This is a genomic window from Phascolarctobacterium succinatutens YIT 12067 (genome assembly GCF_000188175.1).
In the GTDB taxonomy this organism is placed as follows: Bacteria; Bacillota; Negativicutes; order Acidaminococcales; family Acidaminococcaceae; genus Phascolarctobacterium_A; species Phascolarctobacterium_A succinatutens.
In genome coordinates, this window is record NZ_GL830871.1 from 1 (window position 1) to 18,734 (window position 18,734).

Below are 18,734 nucleotides of genomic sequence, written 5' to 3' on the forward strand. Positions count from 1 at the left end.
TCTGCTCCCTTTAACCACTCGGGAACCCATCCATAGGCAACATAGATATTATATTATAGTGAGATACTTTTGTCAAGCAAAAACTAAAAAATTATTTAAGCTTCTGACGCAGCGCCTCAAACATAACTATACCGGCAGCCATAGCCACGTTCAGCGATTCCGCACGTCCTTGCATAGGGATAAAGACGCGCTTGTCTGCTGCCGCCAGCAAAGCAGGACTCACGCCGTTGGCCTCATTGCCCATAACGAAAGCCAGACGTCCCTGCAAATCAGCCTTGTACAAATTATCCGCGCCGTCCAGGCAGGTAACCAGCAGCTCGTATCCTGCCTTACGTGCTGCCTGCACCAACAGCTCCTCGCTCAAACCGCTCAGCACCGGCAGGTGGAATAGCGAGCCCATGGAAGCACGCACGGTTTTCGGCGCATAAATATCAGCGCAGCCCTGCAAGAGCAGCAGGCCGCCTACGCCGGCAGCATCCGCAGTTCGCAGCATGGTACCGATATTTCCCGGGTCCGTAACCCTGTCCAGAACAAGCAGCATTTTGCCGGATGCCAGAAACTCATCCAGACGCTTGCTGCGCATTTCACACACAGCAATAATTCCCTGCGGCGTTTCGGTATCGGCAATTTTTTTCAGCACCTTGTCGCTCACACAGACGAGCTTAATCTGCTTGGCCGCAGCCTCTTCTAGCACAGCACGGGTGCGGTCATCCTCAATCGCAGTATAAAAAATGCTCTGCACAGCGCCGTAACGCACTGCTTCTTCCACAGTACGCAGGCCCTCCGCCAAGAACAGGCCCTGCTGCTGACGATATTTCTTCTGCTTCAGCTCCGCTGCAGCCTTCACCATTGGGTTTTGCAATCCGGTAAGTTCCATCTTGTTTCTCCTCTATACGTAGTCACATTACTTTTCTACTATTATACTAATATATTTAAGCCAACGTCAATCAGCCATTTATTATAATGAAAAAAGCTGTAAAAAGAACGACGCTGGTAATGATTGTCAATGAATTGAACAGGCTGGCCAGCTGTACATTTGCTCCCAGCTTCTCTACAAAAATCGGGCCGATAATCGTGCAGGGTGCCATAAACGCCAGCGCAATCACATAATTTATCTCCTGCTTGAAAGGCGCCAGATAAATAAAAGCAGCGGCGCATAAAAGCGATATTGCATAACGCACACTGAACAGCTCCTTGACATAGCCCATCGCCTTCTTATCCAGCTTAATTTCAAACATCATACCAATCATCAGCATACTCAAAAACGGGTTGCCTGTACCCACAATCTCTGTAAACGTATACACGCTCTTAGGGAAGTGGAATCCTGCCAGCGACAGCACCAACATACTGATATAAACAACAAACGGCACCGAATGCAACAGCTTGTCCGTAATATTCTTCATGCTGAATTTGTCCTTGCGTCCGTCCGCATAACCGATGCAGGAGGCCGTCAGCGCATAGGTCATACCTGTACACATAATCGAATTGCCCACGTCGAACATACACAGACCGACTACAGCAAAGGGCGTTAAAAAGGCCTGCGCAAACGGCAGCGTAAAGCAGCCTACATTATAACCCGCAAGGCTGAAGATATAGAAAATCTTGGTAGCCGGCGTATCACCGCGTGTCAGCATCAGAGATACAAAAAGCATCATCAGATTGCCGAATAAGCCTAAAAAGACGGCAGCGATTAGCGAAAAATCCATCTCAAAATGTGCAAAGCTGTTGATTACGGCACAGGGCAGCGTAATATTCAAAACAATTTTGCTTACGACCTGATAGTCGGTCGGTGAAAAAAAGCCGCGGCGTTTGCAGATATAGCCTATAAGTATGATGAGCACAAAGGCCAGGGCTTTACTTAAAACTACTAACATAAAACTAAACCCCTCACAAATTACAAAAAAACCTGCTCCCGTGCACACACAGGAGCAGGCTCAGACCAGCGCCTACGCACCAGTCAGTATTTACTTTTCTCTTACAGAGCAGCTTTAGCAGCTTCTACCAGCTTAGCGAAAGCAGCAGAGTCATAGATAGCCATGTCAGCCATAACTTTGCGGTTCATTTCGATGCCAGCTTTAGTCAGGCCGCAGATGAAACGGCTGTAGCTCAGGCCGTTAGCACGGGTAGCAGCGTTGATACGAGCGATCCACAGACGACGGAACTCGCGTTTTCTAGCGCGACGGTCACGACGAGCATAGGACAGAGCTTTCATTACCAGCTCGTTAGCTTTTTTGAATTGTTTGCTGCGGGAACCATAGTAACCTTTAGCCAGTTTCAGAATGTGTTTATGACGACGATGAGCGGTTACGCCCACTTTAACTCTTGCCATTGTTAGTATCCTCCTTTAAATCTCTTAATTATGCGTACGGGAGCATTTTTGCTACATGCTCTTTGTCAGTCTTGTGCACCAGAGCTGCTTTACGCAGGTTTCTCTTACGTGCAGGAGATTTATGTTCGAGAATGTGGCTCTTGAAGTTTTTAAAATGTTTGAATTCACCAGAAGCGGTTTTTTTGAAGCGCTTTGCAGCAGCTCTACGGGTTTTCATTTTCGGCATTGTGATTTCCTCCTCTATTATTTAGCAGGTTTTGGCGCAACAATCATAATCATGTTTTTGCCTTCTAATTTTGGAACTCTTTCTACGACGGCAATTTCTTTCAACTGCTGTGCCATACGATTCAGCAGCACCTCGCCAAGCTCAGGATGAGACAGTTCGCGGCCACGGAACATGATGGTAACTTTTACCTTATCGCCATCTTCCAGGAAACGTACTGCATTCTTATACTTAACATTGAAGTCGTGGTCCTCGATACCGGGACGCAACTTAACTTCTTTAATGTCGAAGGTCTTTTGTTTCTTACGAGCTTCTTTTTCGCGTTTTTGCTGCTCGTAACGATACTTGCCATAATCCATAATCCGGCACACAGGCGGTTTTGCTGTCGGAGCAATTTCGACTAAGTCCAGATGATTTTCTAATGCAAGCTTCAGAGCGTCACGGCTGGACATAATGCCGAGCTGTTCGCCCCCATTGGCAATAACACGCACTTCACGCGCACGAATTTCTTCGTTAATACGCAAGCTTTCCTTACTTATAACAATTCACCTCCATGAACATCAGATAAGCAATTACTGCTTATAAAATCTGTAACATATCAGATATAAGCAAAATAAAAAAGCGGGCAGAACAAATTCCACCCGCATGAATATCATATCCAACCCTGTCGAGCGTTTGCCGCAAGGTGAGAAGCGAGTGGCTTCTGCTTTGTTACTAGAATATGATAACACATAGCCCGATAAGTGTCAAGCTATTTACAGTTTTTATTTAAAAAGATTTTTGATTTTATTGAAGAAGCTCTTTTCCTCGGGGCTGATATTATCCTTGCTGATTTCACCGAAGCTGCGCAGTGCTTCCTTCTGCTTTTCGTTCAGCTTAGTCGGCACAACTACCTTAATGCGAACCAGCTGATCACCGCGCTGACCGCCGCGCAGGCTGGGAATACCCTTCCCCTTCAGGCGCAGCACCTTACCGGGCTGAGTGCCTTCGGGAACCTTAACGGTTACCTGACCATCCAGCGTAGGAACCTTGATCTCAGCGCCCAGGGTTGCCTGTACGATATTGACAGGTACCTCGCACAGAACAGTAGTGCCATCACGTTCAAAGAACTTGTGTGGCTTCACGTACAGATATACGTAAAGATCACCGCTCTGACCGCCCTTAGCACCGGCCTCACCCTCGCCGCTTACGCGCAGACGGGAGCCGTTATCTACACCTGCAGGAATTTTTACCTTCAGGCGTTTATTCTTCTTCACAGTACCCTTGCCGCGGCATTCCTTACAAGGGTTGGAAATAATCTTGCCTTCGCCGTGGCACTTGGAGCACGGACGCTCATTTACCATCTGACCGAACATGGTGTTCTGGGTGAAGCGTACATAGCCGGAGCCGTGACATTCAGGACAGGTTTCAACCTTGGAGCCGGGTTCTGCACCATCACCGTGGCAATGGTCGCAGGTTTCGTCGCGATACAGATTGATTTCCTTTTCTACGCCGAATGCTGCCTCTTCAAAGGTAATTTCCATATCAAAGCGCAAATCCGCACCGCGCTGCGGGCCCGCTTCGCGGCCGCCGCGACCGCGTCCCTGGCCGCCGAAGAACATATCGAAAATATCATCCATGCCTCCGCCGCCAAAGCCACCGAAGCCTCCGCCGAACGGATTACCGCCGGCGCCGCCGGCAGTCTGCGCCTGTTCGAAGGCATCAGGGCCAAGCTGGTCATACTGCTGGCGCTTCTGCTCATCGGAAAGGACGCTGTAAGCCTCATTGGCTTCCTTGAATTTGTTCATGGCTTCTTCGTTGCCCTTATTACGGTCAGGATGATATTTCAGGGCCAGTTTACGGAATGCTTTTTTTATTTCGTCCTGGGAAGCTGTTTTGCTTACTCCCAGTACCTCATAATAATCTCTCTTAGCCAAAACAGGCGCCTCCTAAAACTTTTCTAACGAATATTATTTAAGCATATAATGCCCAGATGCATGATGGCGGTTGCCACAGCAGCTGGGCACTAATATTATATTACTTTTTTACGTCTGCATCAATAACACAGATGGTTCTTTTCACCCAACCCGAAGGCTGGTGAGAAGGTATCAGATGCTAGGCGAAACGACGACGGCGTACTTTTAGTACGTCTAGGCGTTTCAACAACGCAGACGGTGCTTTATAGACAGGATTATTTCTTGTCGTCGTCAACAACTTCAGCGTCAACAACATCGTCATCGGCTTTTTTAGCACCCTGAGCACCTGCAGCGCCTTGTGCGCCCGCAGCACCCTCTTGTGCCTGAGTTTCTTTGTAAAGCTCAGCGCTCAGCTCGTACAGCGGTTTGGTCAGAGCTTCGGTATCAGCTTTAATCTTGTCGAGATCGTCACCCTTCATGGTTTCTTTCAGGGTGTCAACTGCAGCTTTAACCTTAGCGATTAATTCATCCTTGCCTTTGCCTTCCATGTCTTTCATGGTCTTTTCAGCCTGATAGCACATGTTGTCGGCCTGGTTGCGAACTTCTACGCCTTCCTTACGTTTCTTATCAGCTTCAGCGTTAGCTTCTGCTTCTTTAACCATTCTGTCTACTTCGTCCTTATCAAGGGTGCCGGAGGAGGTAATGGTAATCTTTTGTTCTTTACCGGTGCCAAGATCTTTAGCGCTTACGTTAACGATACCGTTAGCATCGATGTCGAAGGAAACTTCGATTTTAGGAATTCCACGCGGTGCAGCCGGGATGCCGGACAGCTCGAAGCGGCCCAGAGTTTTGTTGTCTGCAGCCATTTCACGTTCGCCTTGCAGAACATGGATATCAACGGAAGGCTGGTTATCTGCAGCGGTAGAGAATACCTGTTTCTTAGAGGTCGGGATAGTGGTGTTACGGTCGATAATCTTGGTGAATACACCGCCGAGGGTTTCAATACCCAAGGACAACGGAGTTACATCCAGCAGCAGTACGTTGCCGGTACCTTCTTCACCGGAGAGAACGCCAGCCTGGATAGCAGCACCTACTGCAACGCATTCGTCCGGGTTAACTCCTTTGTAAGGCTCTTTGCCCATGAATGCTTTGATAGCAGCCTGTACAGCCGGGATACGGGAAGAACCGCCGACCAGGATTACTTTGCTGATATCGCTTGTGGAAAGACCTGCATCGCTCATGGCCTGACGAACAGGGCCCATGGTGCGTTCAACCAGATCGGCAGTCATAGCTTCGAATTTAGCACGGGTCAGGTCCATATCCAGATGTTTCGGGCCGTCAGCACCTGCAGTAATGAACGGCAGGTTGATGTTGGTGCTCATAACGCCGGACAATTCGATTTTAGCTTTTTCAGCAGCCTCACGCAGACGTTGCATAGCCATACGGTCGGTAGAAAGGTCAATGCCTTCAGCTTTCTTGAATTCGTCAACCATCCAGTCCATGATTTTCTTATCGAAGTCATCGCCGCCCAGATGAGTATCACCGTTGGTTGCTTTTACTTCGAATACGCCGTCGCCGACATCCAGAATAGATACATCGAAGGTGCCGCCGCCGAGGTCGTATACCATGATGGTATGGTCGTCGGTTTTATCAATGCCGTATGCCAGAGAAGCAGCGGTAGGCTCGTTGACGATACGCAGAACATCGAGGCCTGCAATCTTGCCTGCGTCTTTAGTAGCCTGACGTTGGCTGTCATTGAAGTATGCCGGAACAGTGATAACTGCCTGGGATACGGTTTCGCCCAGATAAGCCTCTGCATCAGCTTTCAGTTTTTGCAGAATCATTGCGGAAATTTCTTCCGGGGAATATTTTTTGCCATCGACAGTTACTCTGTAAGAGCCTTCGCCCATGTGACGTTTGATGGAGCTGATGGTTCTGTCAGGGTTGGAAACTGCCTGACGTTTTGCCAGCTGACCAACAAGACGCTCGCCGTTTTTAGCAAAGCCTACAACAGACGGGGTTAAGCGGCTGCCTTCCTGGTTAGTGATGACGGTAGGTTCGCCGCCTTCCATAACTGCAACAACACTATTAGTAGTACCTAAGTCAATACCAATTACTTTAGCCATGATTTTTATCCTCCTGATTACTATCCTTCGGTGATGCGGCAGCTGCCGCATTTTTACCGAATCGATGTTATATATTTTTTAAATTTATTGTGAAGAGCACGCCAGCTTTATTCGTTGGTGTTTACTCTTACCTTACTGTGACGGATAACCTTGTCACCCAGCTTATAGCCCTTTTCGAAAACCATATCTACGATTTCATCATCCAGCTCCGGATTATGACCGCGCATTACAGCTTCGTGGATGTTCGGGTCAAACTTGGCATTTTGAGCTTCAATTTCTTCTACCTTCAGATCCTTAAAGGCATCTTCAAACTGACGGCGGATTTTTTTCATACCGTCGACAACTGCATCCACATTATCGCCCTTTTCGACGCTTGCTTCAGCACGCTCAAAATTATCTAAAACCTTTAAGAACTTGCCAACCACATTTGCTGTTACAAAGGTAGAAAGCTGTTCCTTTTCTATATTGGTGCGACGGCGGAAGTTTTCAAAATCGGCCTGCAATCTCAACAAACGATTTTGCAGCTCTTCGATTTTGGCATCCTTCGGGTCAACCTCAGGCTCAGCGGCTTCCTCCGCATTTTTTGCATCTTCAGCTTTTTCAGCTTCTGCAGCTTCCGCAGTTTCCTGTTCGGCAGCCTTCGCTTCCGCAGCCTCCTGCTCAGCCTGTTTTTCTTTCATTTCATTATCCTGCAAGGCTCTTCCTCCTTAGTTTTATTTATTGTCGGGCTTTTGCTCGAACATCGTTTTCAAATACTTATGCAGGTAATCCATTACGGTAATTACCTTGCCGTATTCCATACGCGTCGGGCCAAGAACTGCCATCGTACCGACTATCTGACCGTTAAGACGGTAGGTTGCCTGTACCATGCTGCAATCCTGAATGCCGGTGAATTTGTTTTCACTGCCAATCGTGATCTTCAGTCCGCTGTCCTCGCCTGCCCTCAGCAAATCGCGTACTACGCGCTCCTCTTCAAGGATACCCAGAAGATTCTTCACACGCTCCACATCGCGGAATTCCGGTTGGTTAAGCAGCTGCTTGGTGCCACCCAGGAAAACCTTTTGCTGCTGGTATTTCTGACGCATCTGGCGGATGGACTGTACCAGCGATGTGAACAGCAGCTTATCATCTGCTATATTGGTATGCACCGCCTGCAGCAGGTCCTCGGTAATGTTCGCCAGCGCTCTGCCCTCCAGCAGTCTGCTGACGCGTCCTGCCATGTAGTCCAGCTCCTCCGGCCGCATTCCCAAAGGAATTTCTACCACGCAATTGGCCACATTGCCGTCATCTGTTACAATGCACAGGATGGCATGGTGCTCATCCAGAGGTAAAAACTTCATATAACGGAAGCACGCACCGGCATCACGGTTAGCCAGCACCATTGAAACATTCTTCGTCATCCGGGAAAGGATTTTAGCCGTTGACTGGAAGATTTCATCAATGCTTCTGCGTCTTTCGCTGAACCAGCCGTTAATCAGTGCTCTGTCATTATCTGTCAGAGTGCCCGGCTCAACAAGCGAGTCAACATAAAGACGATAAGCCTGAGCCGACGGTACACGTCCGGCCGAGGTGTGTGGCTGCTCCAGATAACCCAGGAGCTCCAGGTCACTCATCTCGTTACGGATGGTCGCAGGACTGAGTCCCAAATCATATTTGCGGGCAATCGTCCTTGAACCTACAGGCTCAGCAGTTGAAATATAATCCTCAATTATGAGCTGGAGAATTTTTTTCTTTCTTTCGTTTAACATATTCCCACCTCATTTGATTGTTAGCACTCTATCATTAGGAGTGCTAACATCTTGATATTAGAATAGCACTAGCCTACTTTATTGTCAACACCTTTTTTATTTATTTTTAAGTTATCACAAAAACTTCAAATATTTGATTGCCGACCTCCATACCACGCTCTGTCAGGCGCAGTCTTTGCGTGCTTGCATCATACGCAATAAGCTTTTGTTCAAACAGCGGCGCCAGCTCGGAGGCAAAGCGCTGCAGCACATCAACGCCAAAGCGCTCGCGTGCCTCCGCCAGGCTCGCACCTTCGCTGCGGCGCAGTCCCATGAACATGAACTCCTCCAACAGCTCTGCGCAAGATAATTTTTCTACATTATATAATGCACTTGCACGTAAATCGTCACCGCCGAAGCTTTGCAGCTGCCCGATATATTCCTTTACCGTACTAAGCCCGGTACGCCGTCTTTGCCCATCAAAGCCGCAGGCAGCAGCGCCGAAGGCCATGTAGGGATGATATTCCCAGTAAACGGTATTATGGCGTGAATACTGTCCGTTTTTCGCGTAGTTGGAAATTTCGTAGCGCTCAAAGCCACGCTCGCGCAAAAAACTCTGCACCAGCTCATACATGTCCGCCGCAGTATCGTCATCAGGCAAAGTTATTCTGCCCTTGTCCACAAGGCTTGCCAACGGCGTGCCATCCTCCACAATCAGGCCGTAAACAGAAATATGCTCTATGCCCGTATCGGCCAAACGCTCCAGCGTATCCTGCAGGCTGGTAAGCGTCTGCGACGGCAGGCCGTAAATCAAATCCGCACTGATGCGTGCGAAGCCTGCTTTGCGTGCCAATGCCAACGCCTCCAGTGCCTGCTGTGCGTTGTGAATGCGTCCTATCGCCCGCAGCTCGTCATCCTGCAGCGACTGTACGCCGAAGCTGATGCGGTCAAAGCCAAGGCTGCGCAATGTCTGCAGCTTGGCTAAATCCGCCGTGCCGGGGTTCACCTCAATCGTTGCCTCGCAGGGCTGCTGCCAAAAGCCGTACTGCTTCAATGCATTCACCAGCTTAGCAATACATTCCGTAGGCAGCACGCTCGGCGTACCGCCGCCAAAGTAAATGCTGGCGTTCGCCGCCATGTTTGCCGCCTCAGCCGCACGCAGGGCGATTTCTTTGCACACAGCATCGGTATAATCACGCTTTGCCTGCTCGCCAAAGCCGGCATAAGAAGCAAAATCGCAGTACAAGCATTTCTGTACGCAAAACGGTATATGCAGATAAAGCGCCTGATATTGCTTCCATGGCTGCACATTTTTATTTTCCATCATCATTTATCCTCTCCGTATCTTGAAAAAACGCCGCCACAGAAATTACTGCAGCGACGCCTAAGCAAATTTATTTTCCCTTTTTATAGAACCATTTTTTATACGCAAAAAAGACAGCGCCCACAACCAAGATCAAAATCGTTAATCTTTGGCTATGCTCCTGGAAATTAACTACATCATGACCGATGACAACCTCCAACGCCGTAGAAGGAAATTTGCCGATAAGGTTAGCAATAATGTAATCACGCGCACTCATGCTGCTCACAGCACCCACCGCCGTCAAAATGCCTGACGGAAAATACGGCAGCGCCCTGGCGAAGGCCATCCACTCCAGGCCGTGCTTGCTGCTTGCCTCATCAATGGATTTCAGCGAGTTGCTTTTTTCAATCAGCTTCTGCGCCGTATCACGGAAGAAGAAGCGCATCAGGTAAAAGCTTATAACCACACCGGTTGTTTCAGCCAGCCAGGAAATTGTGATGCCCAGTGGCAGGCCGAAAATCAGACCGTTGGCTGTAGAAAGAAAAATCGACGGGAAAACGCTGCCGGCATTAATCAGCACATCCAGCACAAAACTGATTAAAATCGCCCACGGTCCAAAGGAGCGCAGATATTCCACCAGGCCGTTGACATTGCCGCTGATTGCCAGCGTAAAGGTTTTGTTAAAGAAATCATCGGCAAAAAAGTGAATACCTAAAAACAAGGCCACCAGCAAAAGTGCCGCCGTCACCTTAGCACAAACATCAGGATTTTTTAACCAGTCTTTTTTCATGTATTTATACCCTCTTTAAGTATTGAAAATCATATTAAAGCGTTCGCCAAACTGCATTTCCACCAGACGACGGATTTCCGCCCAGTCCTCCGGCGTACGCAGCTGCGCCTGCGCCAGTTGGCGAACCTGCGCAATTACGTCAACATCTCGCATTATATCAGCAATTCGCAAATCTGGCAAGCCATGCTGCTTTAAGCCGAAGAGCTGCCCTGCACCGCGCTGCTCCATATCTTTTTCCGCAAGATAAAAGCCGTCCTCGCTCTCATGCAGTACGTTCAAACGCGCCAGTGCCTCCGGCGAATCGGCGGCCGTCAGCAGCACGCAGTAGGACTGCTCGCTGCCGCGACCTACACGTCCGCGCAGCTGGTGCAGCTGTGCCAAGCCGAAGCGCTCCGCATTTTCAATCACCATCAGCGTAGCATTGGGCACGTTCACGCCTACCTCGATAACCGTAGTGCTCACCAGCACCTTAAGTTCGCCTGCCGCAAAGCTGCTCATAATGGCATCCTTCTCCGCACCCTTCAGCCTGCCATGCAGCAGAGCGCAGGGAATATCCTGCAGAAAATCACGCTTCAGCTCTTCGTATACTCTTTGTGCGCTATGCACAGCCAGAACATCCGATTCCTCAATCAGCGGGCAGACAACATAAGCCTGCCTTCCTGCCTGCACCTGACGTACCAGGCCGGCGTACACCTCACGGCGGCGCTCGTCCGTATAGCACAGCGTCCGCACCGGCTTGCGCTGCGGCGGACGTCCCTTCATTACGGAAATATCCAGATCGCCGTAAACAGTAAGCGCCAAGGTACGCGGAATCGGCGTTGCCGTCATTACCAGTACATCGGGAGCATTGGCTGATTTATTGGACAGACGCGCACGCTGCTCTACGCCGAAGCGGTGCTGCTCGTCCGTCACCGTCAGCGACAGATTGGCAAAGCGCACATCCTCCTCCAAAAGCGCATGCGTACCCACAACCACGTCAACAAGACCAAGCTCCAGATTCAGCAGCAGCTCACGCCTTGCCTTAGCACGCATACCGCCCGTCAGTAAAGCAATACGCACACCGTAAGGCTGCAGATATTGCTCCAGCGTTTCAAAATGCTGCGCAGCCAAAATCTCCGTAGGCACCATAATACAGCCCTGATAACCGTTTTCCACCGCCTTAGCCAACGCCAACGCACTGATAACCGTCTTGCCGCTGCCTACATCGCCCTGCAGAATGCGGTGCATAGGCTTTTTATCCTGCATATCCAGCGAAATCTCACGCCATGCCTGCTGCTGTGCCGCCGTCAGCTCAAAGGGCAGTCCCTGCATTACATCTTTAACAAGCGCACCGTCTGCAGCGTGCTTGATACCCTCTCTGTTGTCATGGCTCTGCTGACGATAATACAGCAAGCCGCACTGCAGCAAAAACAGCTCCTCAAAAACAAAGCGCTGCTTGGCACGTCTCAACGCTTCCCAGCTTTCCGGGAAGTGAATATTTTTCAGCGCCGTATAGCGGTCGGGCAAATTGCATTGACTCACAACCTTCGCCGGCAGGCTTTCCGGCAAATCCTCTGCTGCCAAGCGCAGCGCCTCGCTTATCCAGGTACGCAGGTTCTTCTGCGTCAGGTTGCCGCTCAAAGCATACACCGGCACAATGCCCGGCGTTTTGCCCTCGTCCTGCTCCAAAGGCTGCACATCAACCTCGCTGACGGACTTCGTAGTGCGCCCCTGCCTTACGCGGCCTGTAATCTGCAGCACGGTATCCGGCTTCAGCTTCTGCGCCTTGTAGCGCTGCCCGCCGAAAAAGTACAGCGTAGCATAACCTGTTTCGTCACGCACCGTCACGGACGTATAGCTGCGACGGCTGGCACCGTAGCCGTTTTTCACCTGATAAACGGTCGCTTTGAAAATCTGCTTACTGTTGTCTACATCAAGCTCCTTAATCGTTTTGAGCTTGGCATAATCGAGATAAGCACCCTGACGCGGGTAAAATTCCAGCAAATCACCCACGCTGAAAATATTAAGAGCAGCCAGCTCAGCTGCTTTTTTTACGCCTACACCTTTTAGTGTTGTTACAGGTTCTTTCCACCACATTTATAAAAATACCCTCTTTATCTTAAAATTCCCTTGCTTTTCTGCGCTTTTTATGGTATGATACTCATGTTAAATTTGAATGTGCCTTATGTCTTATCACGTTTAAGGAGGTGGGAAACAATGGCATCTATCTGCGAAATCTGCGGTAAAGGAAAACTCGCTGGCAACAACGTCAGCCACTCCAATAGACACACCAAACGTGCTTGGAACCCGAATATTCAACAAGTAAGAGCAGTTGTTGAAGGTTCTGTTAAACGCTTGAACGTTTGCACCCGTTGCCTGCGTTCCGGTAAAGTTAACCGCGCAATCTAATCCGTTCGGATTTAAAAAGAAGCCAAATACCAATCGGTATTTGGTTTCTTTTTTTGCGCTTATTTTACTTTGCAGCCGCACTCGGGGCAGAACTTAACCAAAGAGCTGATTTTTGCGGAGCAGTTCGGGCACAAAATAAAGGCACGGTATTCAGTGAGCTTCTTTTCGAACAGCTCATAGAACTGGTTAACCTCTTTGTCCTCGCGCTTCCAGTTATAAATCTGCAGACGCTCCTTAGTGGAGTCCATGATAACCTGTACGGTTTCTTCATCCAAAGACTGCATAGCCAGCTGCATAATTTTTTTCTTGTTATGGAAGTGCAGCTGATGTGCAGCATCATCCTGTTCATCAATAGTTACACCCATCTCATTGACGCACAGCAAGGCAATATTCCAGGCTACGTCAATATCAACTTCATAAAGACGGTTATCAAAGCAACCGCCGGCACCATCTATTCTCATAGCTACCTCCTGCCAGATGTTTTTTCTTAATTATAGCACAAGCGCATATTTGCTGTAAAACAAATCGCTCGTGCCGCAGCATTATTTGTTCAGTTCCGCTGCCATTTCCCTTACAGTCTTATGCAGCAGCGGATGCTCCAGCTCCGGCGCAATATCCAGTAACGGCAGCAGCACAAAATCCCTGTTCTGCATATCGGGATGCGGCAGCGTAAGCTCCGGTGTCTGCATTACGACATTTTCGTAAAGCAGCAAATCCAGATCAATATTGCGCTCGCCCCAATGACGCAGGCGCACACGTCCCATCGCCAGCTCCGTTGCCAAAAGTGTACGCAAAAGCGCCACAGGCTCCAAATTAGTGCGCACCTTGCACACAGCATTCAAAAACTGCGGCTGGTCCGTCACACCGTAAGGCTCCGTAGCAAAATAGCCGGAAACCTGCAGTACATCCACGCCCTGCTGCATCAGCAGCATCAGCGCGCGCTGTAAATTCTTTTTCTTATCGCCCAGGTTACTGCCCAAGGCAACATATGCAATAGCCATCTCAGACTCCTGTTCTTTTGATGTGATATGATATTCCAGCAATTATCTATCGCGTTACAGCGAAAAATTTCTTAACGGCAATTTCGTGCGGAACAAAGACGAAATTGCAATAAACTCGCGCTATGCGTAGCATTTTTCTACACAAGTCAGCTTAGCGCTCAAACAGTATTGCAATTTCTTTTGTTCCAAGCACTTATTTCCTAAAATTTTTATGCTTCCACCGCGATAAATAATTGCTTATGTCACTATTCCGTCGCAGCGTGACAGATAATTGCTAAAACAATTCTTTCTAAGCTAACCTACTCCGCACTGCCGCGCAAAATAGCCTCTAGTGTGCGAATCGCCCGCACGTTCTCCTCAACATCATGCACGCGCACCATCTGTGCCCCTGCGTAAATTGCCTGCAGACTCGTCGCAATCGTTCCCTCCAAACGCTGCTCTGCCGGTACACCGCCCAGCACAGCACCAAGCGTACTCTTGCGCGACGCCGCCAGCAGCACAGGATAACCAAAGCTCGTCAAAGCCTTCAGGTCACGCATCAACAGCAAATTCTGCTCCACATTCTTGGCAAAGCAGATACCCGGATCCAGAATAATCTTATCCGCACTCACACCACGCTCACGCAAAAGCTGCGCTCTCTGCGCCAGATAAACGGCAACCTCCTGCACAACATCCTTGTACTCGCAGTTCTGCTGCATATTCTTCGGCGTACCGCGCATATGCATAAGAATAATCGGCGCTTTAGTTGTCACAACCACGTCAGCCATGCGCGGGTCAGCCTCCATCGCACTGATATCGTTGATAATATCAGCACCCGCAGTAATAGCTGCCTCCGCCGTATCCGCACGATAGGTATCAATAGAAATAACAGCATCGGGATAAGCCTTGCGCAAAGCAGCAATCGCCGGAACTACGCGGCGGCGCTCCTCCTCCCCATCAACTCTGTCGCTGCCCGGACGGGCAGACTCACCGCCGATATCCAGCACACCGGCACCCGCAGCAAGCATTCTGCCTGCACGCTCCACCAGCTCCTCCATAGCAGGAACACGGCTGCCCTCATAAAAGGAATCGGGCGTAACGTTCAGAATACCCATCACGCACATCTTCTCATAGGTCAGCACTCTGCCGTCAGCCAGAGTAGTGCACAGCTTTTGCGGTGTCAGCGCCATCTCCAAATCAATAGCAGCCTGCGGAATGCCAAAGTACGGCATCTGTGCCAGCTTCTTCAAAAGCACCTTATAATGCTTCAGCGTACCCAAAAGCAGGATATCAACATACTTCGCAGCACAGGTAACAGCACCCACCGGTGTTACGGCGTCGCCGCCCACCGCCAGCATCTCCTGCTTGATAATATTCGCTGCCGGCGTACGCACACCAAGCAGCTTGAACGGAATAATCTCCGCCTTATGCGCAAAAATAGGCAGACTGTCGGCATGAGCGCCGATACTTGCCAGCGCTGCCTCCAAGCCTTCACGGTTAACCTTTAATAACATTCATTCTCACCTTTTTCCACAACAGCAAAAGCGTTATGATTATGGATGCTTTCCATGCTCTCCACCTCTGCACGATACCAGGTAATACGCTTATCCGCCTCCAGACGCAAAGCAACCTCACGCACAGCATCCTCTACAAAACGCGGATTTTCATAAGCATGCTCCGTAACATATTTTTCATCGGGGCGCTTCAAAAGACCGTAAAGCGGCGTGCTTGCGGAAGCCTCGGCATATTCCACCAGCTCCTCCAGCCACACCATTTCCTGCGCCTCAACCTCCAGCTTCGCCCAGGCGCGCTGATTATGCGCACCGTATTCGCTGATTTCCTTGGAGCAGGGGCACAGCGTCTGCACCGGCACAACAGCTGTAATGCGCCAACGCAGCTTCTCGCCCTTCTCGGCCTTATACACGCAATCGATATCCATCGGCGCTTCCATACCGCTCACAGGAGCCTTCTTCGTTACAAAATACGGGAATTTCAGCTCGATAAAAGCTCTTTCAGCCTGCAGATGCTGCTTCAGCTGGTCTAAAATTGCCTCCACATCAGCAAGGCCCACAGGACCGAGAGTACGCAGACACTCCACAAAACGGCTCATGTGCGTACCGCGCATATCATGCGGCAAATCAACCGCCAGTGTTACCTCTGCTACGCTGTGCTGCGTACCGCGTGCTTTATCGCGCAGCTCAATCGGCCAGCGCAGGCCCTTTATTCCCACATGCTTCAAAGGAATATTGCGTAAATCCTTTTCGCTTTGTACATCCTTCACGTCATTCACCTCTGTACACGCAGCCACTGGTGCGAGTTTCCCAAACTTCTACTTCATATAAATGATAATGGTCGCTCTTAAGCAGCTCAACCAGCTTATTCCAAACCCAGACGCTGATATTTTCCGCAGAAGGCACCGGCAGAATATCATTCAGGCAGGCGTGGTCCAAATGTGCCAGCACCTCTTCCTTCACCAGATTCTTCAACTTGATAAAATCAATAACCATACCCTCGTGGTCGGGAGTGCCCTCTACCTTTACCACCAGCTTATAGGTATGACCGTGCAAATGCTCGCACTTGCCGTTATACGCAGGCAGATAATGCGCAGCGTCAAAATCAAATTCCTTAATAATTATCATTTATATTCTCCTCCATAAAGGGTTAAATCAGCAAAGCCGTTTTGGCGCAGTGCCTCATAAGCCACAATCGCCACGGAATTGGACAAATTCAAAGAGCGTGCATCCTCAATCATCGGAATACGGATGCAGCTTTCGGGATATTCGTGCAGCAAGGTTTCCGGCAGGCCGGCAGTTTCCTTGCCGAAAATCAGCAGGCTGTCCTGAGCATACTGAACATCGGCATAAGAGCTGTGTGCCTTCGTCGTCAGGAAATACTTAGGATTATCCTTATATTTTTCCAGCACCTCATAAACGCTGTCATAATAATGGATATCAACAAGATGCCAATAATCCAGACCCGCACGCTTCAAATATTTATCCTCCACGGAAAAACCAAGCGGACGGACCAAATGCAGGTGGCAGCCGGTTGCTGCGCACAGACGTGCAATATTACCGGTATTGCCGGGAATTTCCGGTTCAACTAAAACTATATGCATTTTACTGAATGCCTCCTCAGCTGACTGCTGCACAGTCGTTAATTTACTTTTTCTCCTGCAGTATTTCAGAAACTCTCTGCTTCATACTGCGTTTCTTTTTATTCTTTTCCTTAACCGGTTCAGCCGGTGCCGGCTTAATCTCCGGCTCAACAGGCTGCTGTGCCAGGATTTTCTGATAGGTGGCCATAATCTTTTCGCAATACAGCGAGCCCATCGCCCAGGTACCGTTCAAACCGTACCAGGTGTTGACAACACCGCGCTCCAGGCGGATATTATGCGCCAGATCATAGCGCGGATCGACAATATCCGTTGAAGGACGCTTCGTCTGCGTGTAAGCCAGCAGATGCTGGATGTGCGCACGCACTCCCAGCTGCGGCGTAGCAAAGGACGCACCGCGCACACCGCCGCCGATAGTACCAAGACCGCAGAAATTGTTCTGATGATGCAGCACATCACCGCCATAACGGTAAGCACCGGTTTCAACCAACGATTGCGCCAGGGCAAGATCGGGACGCACGTTTTCACGCTTAGCCTCCTGCCAGTACAGCTCAACCAGCTCCTCTACCGGGCAGGCTAGCTTCACAGCAGGGTTAGCCGCTAAAATATAGGCAACAGCCTGCGCCTTGCTGGCAATCGCCTCACCGTAAATAGCGATATTACGGTAATCATCCGGTAGCTGAGTACCGGAAAAATAGAACTTGCCGTCCTTCTCCTGCAGCAGCGACGGACGCGGAGCGGCAGGAACATTTATCGTACCGGCAGGCGGTTTAGCCACCGGTTTGGTAGATACTACAATTTTATCCTTTTCCTGAGTTATTTGGACAGCGCGCTGCTTTTTGTTGAGCAGCTTCTTATCCTTTTTATCAGCGATAATCGTCTGCTTGGAGGCCGGTGCTTCATCAGCGACCTCGCGCACGGTTGCCGCACACACGCCGGCATAGAGCGACAGGCCCAGCAGAACACACGCAAAAGTAATTTTTTTATATTTCATAGCGCATTACTCCTATATATATCACGCTATCAATTTTACCGCACTTAAGGCAAAATTGTAAAGCTTTTCCCACCCCTGCAGTGAGGAATTCACAAAAAAGTAGATTTAAGCTATAATATTTATAAGATAACAGCCAAGCGCTATCTTATTTAACATCAAGCAGCAATCAGCTTGTTAAATTAAGGAGGGAAAATTATGTCCGCAAAATTCCATTTCATCAACCATGCCTGCTTTATGCTGGAAAAAAATAATTCCGCTATTATCTTCGACCCGTATCTGGACGATAATTCGGAAGGACTCACCGCCAAAGACATTAAGGTTGATTATATTTTCGTCAGCCACGGTCACTTCGACCATTTGGGCAGTGCCTTTGAAATCTCCAAAAATTGTGACGCTACCATCATCTCTACTGCCGAAATCTGCGGTCTGGCGCAGGAAGCCGGCTGCAAAGCGCACGCTATGCATCTTGGCGGCACCTTTAAGTTTCCCTTCGGCAAGGTACGCCTGACGCTGGCCTTCCACGGCAGCGGCGTTCCCGGCGGTCACGCCTGCGGCATCGTCATTGATTTCTACGGCACTAAGCTGTACTTCGCCGGTGACACCGCACTGTTTAGCGATATGCAGCTGCTGCCCAAGCTCGACGCCTTTGAATACGCAGTGCTTCCTATCGGCGGCAACTTCACTATGGACCCCAATGATGCACTTATCGCCTGCAAGCTGCTGCAGGCAAAATACGTTATCCCCGTACATTACAACACCTGGCCGCCCATCGCTCAGGACGTTGAAGCCTTCAAGGCCGCCGTTGAGGACGAAACCGACAGCAAGGTGCTCATTGTAAAACCGGGCAATACTATTGATATCGACTAA

21 protein-coding genes and 1 other annotated feature are annotated in these 18,734 nt (G+C 49.6%); of the genes, 2 read left to right on the plus strand and 19 right to left on the minus strand.

Features of this window, described 5'->3' with window-relative positions; all coding sequences use genetic code 11:
* Positions 1-91: 91 nt before the first annotated feature.
* From HMPREF9443_RS03405 to recG, 12 genes are all read right to left on the minus strand, one after another.
* The gene (locus HMPREF9443_RS03405; protein ID WP_009145112.1) at positions 92-877 is read right to left on the minus strand and encodes a TrmH family RNA methyltransferase; all 786 of its coding nucleotides are present in this window, start codon (positions 875-877) and stop codon (positions 92-94) included.
* Between the two features lie 70 nt (positions 878-947).
* Positions 948-1,874, minus strand: a complete 927-nt coding sequence (locus HMPREF9443_RS10860) for an AEC family transporter (protein ID WP_009145113.1) — start codon at positions 1,872-1,874, stop codon at positions 948-950.
* 101 nt (positions 1,875-1,975) lie between these two features.
* Complete coding sequence (gene rplT, locus HMPREF9443_RS03415; RefSeq protein WP_009145114.1) at positions 1,976-2,329, minus strand: 50S ribosomal protein L20; 354 nt, start codon at positions 2,327-2,329, stop codon at positions 1,976-1,978.
* A 28-nt stretch (positions 2,330-2,357) separates the two neighbouring features.
* Positions 2,358-2,555: a 50S ribosomal protein L35 gene (gene rpmI, locus HMPREF9443_RS03420; RefSeq protein ID WP_009145115.1), complete on the minus strand. Its 198-nt coding sequence runs from the start codon at positions 2,553-2,555 to the stop codon at positions 2,358-2,360.
* Positions 2,556-2,572: 17 nt separating this feature from the next.
* Positions 2,573-3,076 (minus strand): translation initiation factor IF-3, encoded by a 504-nt coding sequence (gene infC, locus HMPREF9443_RS03425; protein WP_009145116.1) that lies wholly within the window; start codon positions 3,074-3,076, stop codon positions 2,573-2,575.
* An 83-nt stretch (positions 3,077-3,159) separates the two neighbouring features.
* Positions 3,160-3,267 (minus strand) — a sequence feature (ribosomal protein L20 leader region).
* 49 nt (positions 3,268-3,316) lie between these two features.
* Positions 3,317-4,468, minus strand: a complete 1,152-nt coding sequence (gene dnaJ, locus HMPREF9443_RS03430; RefSeq protein WP_009145117.1) for a molecular chaperone DnaJ — start codon at positions 4,466-4,468, stop codon at positions 3,317-3,319.
* 254 nt (positions 4,469-4,722) lie between these two features.
* Positions 4,723-6,573 (minus strand): molecular chaperone DnaK, encoded by a 1,851-nt coding sequence (gene dnaK / locus HMPREF9443_RS03435; protein WP_040564982.1) that lies wholly within the window; start codon positions 6,571-6,573, stop codon positions 4,723-4,725.
* A 107-nt stretch (positions 6,574-6,680) separates the two neighbouring features.
* Positions 6,681-7,268 (minus strand): nucleotide exchange factor GrpE, encoded by a 588-nt coding sequence (grpE, locus tag HMPREF9443_RS03440; protein ID WP_230197139.1) that lies wholly within the window; start codon positions 7,266-7,268, stop codon positions 6,681-6,683.
* Between the two features lie 18 nt (positions 7,269-7,286).
* A complete protein-coding gene (hrcA, locus tag HMPREF9443_RS03445) occupies positions 7,287-8,321 on the minus strand; it encodes a heat-inducible transcriptional repressor HrcA (RefSeq protein WP_009145120.1) in 1,035 nt (344 codons plus the stop codon).
* 106 nt (positions 8,322-8,427) lie between these two features.
* Positions 8,428-9,630: a radical SAM family heme chaperone HemW gene (hemW, locus tag HMPREF9443_RS03450; protein WP_009145121.1), complete on the minus strand. Its 1,203-nt coding sequence runs from the start codon at positions 9,628-9,630 to the stop codon at positions 8,428-8,430.
* Positions 9,631-9,694: 64 nt separating this feature from the next.
* A complete protein-coding gene (locus HMPREF9443_RS03455) occupies positions 9,695-10,393 on the minus strand; it encodes a TVP38/TMEM64 family protein (protein ID WP_009145122.1) in 699 nt (232 codons plus the stop codon).
* Between the two features lie 15 nt (positions 10,394-10,408).
* Complete coding sequence (gene recG, locus HMPREF9443_RS03460; protein ID WP_009145123.1) at positions 10,409-12,469, minus strand: ATP-dependent DNA helicase RecG; 2,061 nt, start codon at positions 12,467-12,469, stop codon at positions 10,409-10,411.
* A 120-nt stretch (positions 12,470-12,589) separates the two neighbouring features.
* Here recG and rpmB point away from each other — a divergent pair, with 120 nt between their 5' ends.
* On the plus strand, positions 12,590-12,781 hold the full coding sequence (rpmB, locus tag HMPREF9443_RS03465; protein ID WP_021719311.1) for a 50S ribosomal protein L28: 192 nt from the start codon (positions 12,590-12,592) through the stop codon (positions 12,779-12,781).
* Between the two features lie 59 nt (positions 12,782-12,840).
* On the opposite strand, the gene HMPREF9443_RS03470 is transcribed toward rpmB, so the two are convergent.
* From HMPREF9443_RS03470 to HMPREF9443_RS03500, 7 genes are all read right to left on the minus strand, one after another.
* Positions 12,841-13,242, minus strand: coding sequence for a zinc ribbon domain-containing protein (locus tag HMPREF9443_RS03470; protein WP_009145124.1), 402 nt, complete (start codon positions 13,240-13,242; stop codon positions 12,841-12,843).
* An 81-nt stretch (positions 13,243-13,323) separates the two neighbouring features.
* Positions 13,324-13,782 (minus strand): 2-amino-4-hydroxy-6-hydroxymethyldihydropteridine diphosphokinase, encoded by a 459-nt coding sequence (gene folK, locus HMPREF9443_RS03475; protein WP_009145125.1) that lies wholly within the window; start codon positions 13,780-13,782, stop codon positions 13,324-13,326.
* Between the two features lie 299 nt (positions 13,783-14,081).
* Entirely contained in the window at positions 14,082-15,275 is a 1,194-nt protein-coding gene (gene folP, locus HMPREF9443_RS03480; RefSeq protein ID WP_009145126.1) for a dihydropteroate synthase, read from the minus strand.
* Positions 15,266-16,042 (minus strand): GTP cyclohydrolase FolE2, encoded by a 777-nt coding sequence (gene folE2 / locus HMPREF9443_RS03485; protein ID WP_040564984.1) that lies wholly within the window; start codon positions 16,040-16,042, stop codon positions 15,266-15,268. Before folE2 ends, folP begins: the two co-directional genes overlap by 10 nt.
* A gap of 1 nt (position 16,043) precedes the next feature.
* Positions 16,044-16,400: a 6-carboxytetrahydropterin synthase QueD gene (queD, locus tag HMPREF9443_RS03490; protein ID WP_009145128.1), complete on the minus strand. Its 357-nt coding sequence runs from the start codon at positions 16,398-16,400 to the stop codon at positions 16,044-16,046.
* Entirely contained in the window at positions 16,397-16,876 is a 480-nt protein-coding gene (gene trmL / locus HMPREF9443_RS03495; RefSeq protein WP_040564986.1) for a tRNA (uridine(34)/cytosine(34)/5-carboxymethylaminomethyluridine(34)-2'-O)-methyltransferase TrmL, read from the minus strand. The genes queD and trmL overlap by 4 nt, the downstream gene beginning before the upstream one ends.
* Before the next feature lie 43 nt (positions 16,877-16,919).
* Positions 16,920-17,867 carry a glucosaminidase domain-containing protein gene (locus tag HMPREF9443_RS03500; protein WP_009145130.1) on the minus strand — a complete coding sequence of 316 codons (948 nt, stop codon included), beginning with the start codon at positions 17,865-17,867 and terminating at the stop codon, positions 16,920-16,922.
* Between the two features lie 195 nt (positions 17,868-18,062).
* Between HMPREF9443_RS03500 and HMPREF9443_RS03505 the strand changes: the two genes are divergently transcribed.
* Positions 18,063-18,734: a metal-dependent hydrolase gene (locus HMPREF9443_RS03505; RefSeq protein ID WP_009145131.1), complete on the plus strand. Its 672-nt coding sequence runs from the start codon at positions 18,063-18,065 to the stop codon at positions 18,732-18,734.

Excerpts from the sequence above, each read along its gene's own strand:
- HMPREF9443_RS03405 (WP_009145112.1), bottom strand. The coding sequence starts at position 877 with ATGGAACTTACCGGATTGCAAAACCCAATGGTGAAGGCTGCAGCGGAG.
- HMPREF9443_RS10860 (WP_009145113.1), bottom strand. The coding sequence starts at position 1,874 with ATGTTAGTAGTTTTAAGTAAAGCCCTGGCCTTTGTGCTCATCATACTT.
- rplT (WP_009145114.1), bottom strand. The coding sequence starts at position 2,329 with ATGGCAAGAGTTAAAGTGGGCGTAACCGCTCATCGTCGTCATAAACAC.
- rpmI (WP_009145115.1), bottom strand. The coding sequence starts at position 2,555 with ATGCCGAAAATGAAAACCCGTAGAGCTGCTGCAAAGCGCTTCAAAAAA.
- dnaK (WP_040564982.1), bottom strand. The coding sequence starts at position 6,573 with ATGGCTAAAGTAATTGGTATTGACTTAGGTACTACTAATAGTGTTGTT.
- hrcA (WP_009145120.1), bottom strand. The coding sequence starts at position 8,321 with ATGTTAAACGAAAGAAAGAAAAAAATTCTCCAGCTCATAATTGAGGAT.
- hemW (WP_009145121.1), bottom strand. The coding sequence starts at position 9,630 with ATGATGATGGAAAATAAAAATGTGCAGCCATGGAAGCAATATCAGGCG.
- HMPREF9443_RS03455 (WP_009145122.1), bottom strand. The coding sequence starts at position 10,393 with ATGAAAAAAGACTGGTTAAAAAATCCTGATGTTTGTGCTAAGGTGACG.
- recG (WP_009145123.1), bottom strand. The coding sequence starts at position 12,469 with ATGTGGTGGAAAGAACCTGTAACAACACTAAAAGGTGTAGGCGTAAAA.
- rpmB (WP_021719311.1), top strand. The coding sequence starts at position 12,590 with ATGGCATCTATCTGCGAAATCTGCGGTAAAGGAAAACTCGCTGGCAAC.
- HMPREF9443_RS03470 (WP_009145124.1), bottom strand. The coding sequence starts at position 13,242 with ATGAGAATAGATGGTGCCGGCGGTTGCTTTGATAACCGTCTTTATGAA.
- folK (WP_009145125.1), bottom strand. The coding sequence starts at position 13,782 with ATGGCTATTGCATATGTTGCCTTGGGCAGTAACCTGGGCGATAAGAAA.
- folP (WP_009145126.1), bottom strand. The coding sequence starts at position 15,275 with ATGTTATTAAAGGTTAACCGTGAAGGCTTGGAGGCAGCGCTGGCAAGT.
- queD (WP_009145128.1), bottom strand. The coding sequence starts at position 16,400 with ATGATAATTATTAAGGAATTTGATTTTGACGCTGCGCATTATCTGCCT.
- trmL (WP_040564986.1), bottom strand. The coding sequence starts at position 16,876 with ATGCATATAGTTTTAGTTGAACCGGAAATTCCCGGCAATACCGGTAAT.
- HMPREF9443_RS03500 (WP_009145130.1), bottom strand. The coding sequence starts at position 17,867 with ATGAAATATAAAAAAATTACTTTTGCGTGTGTTCTGCTGGGCCTGTCG.
- HMPREF9443_RS03505 (WP_009145131.1), top strand. The coding sequence starts at position 18,063 with ATGTCCGCAAAATTCCATTTCATCAACCATGCCTGCTTTATGCTGGAA.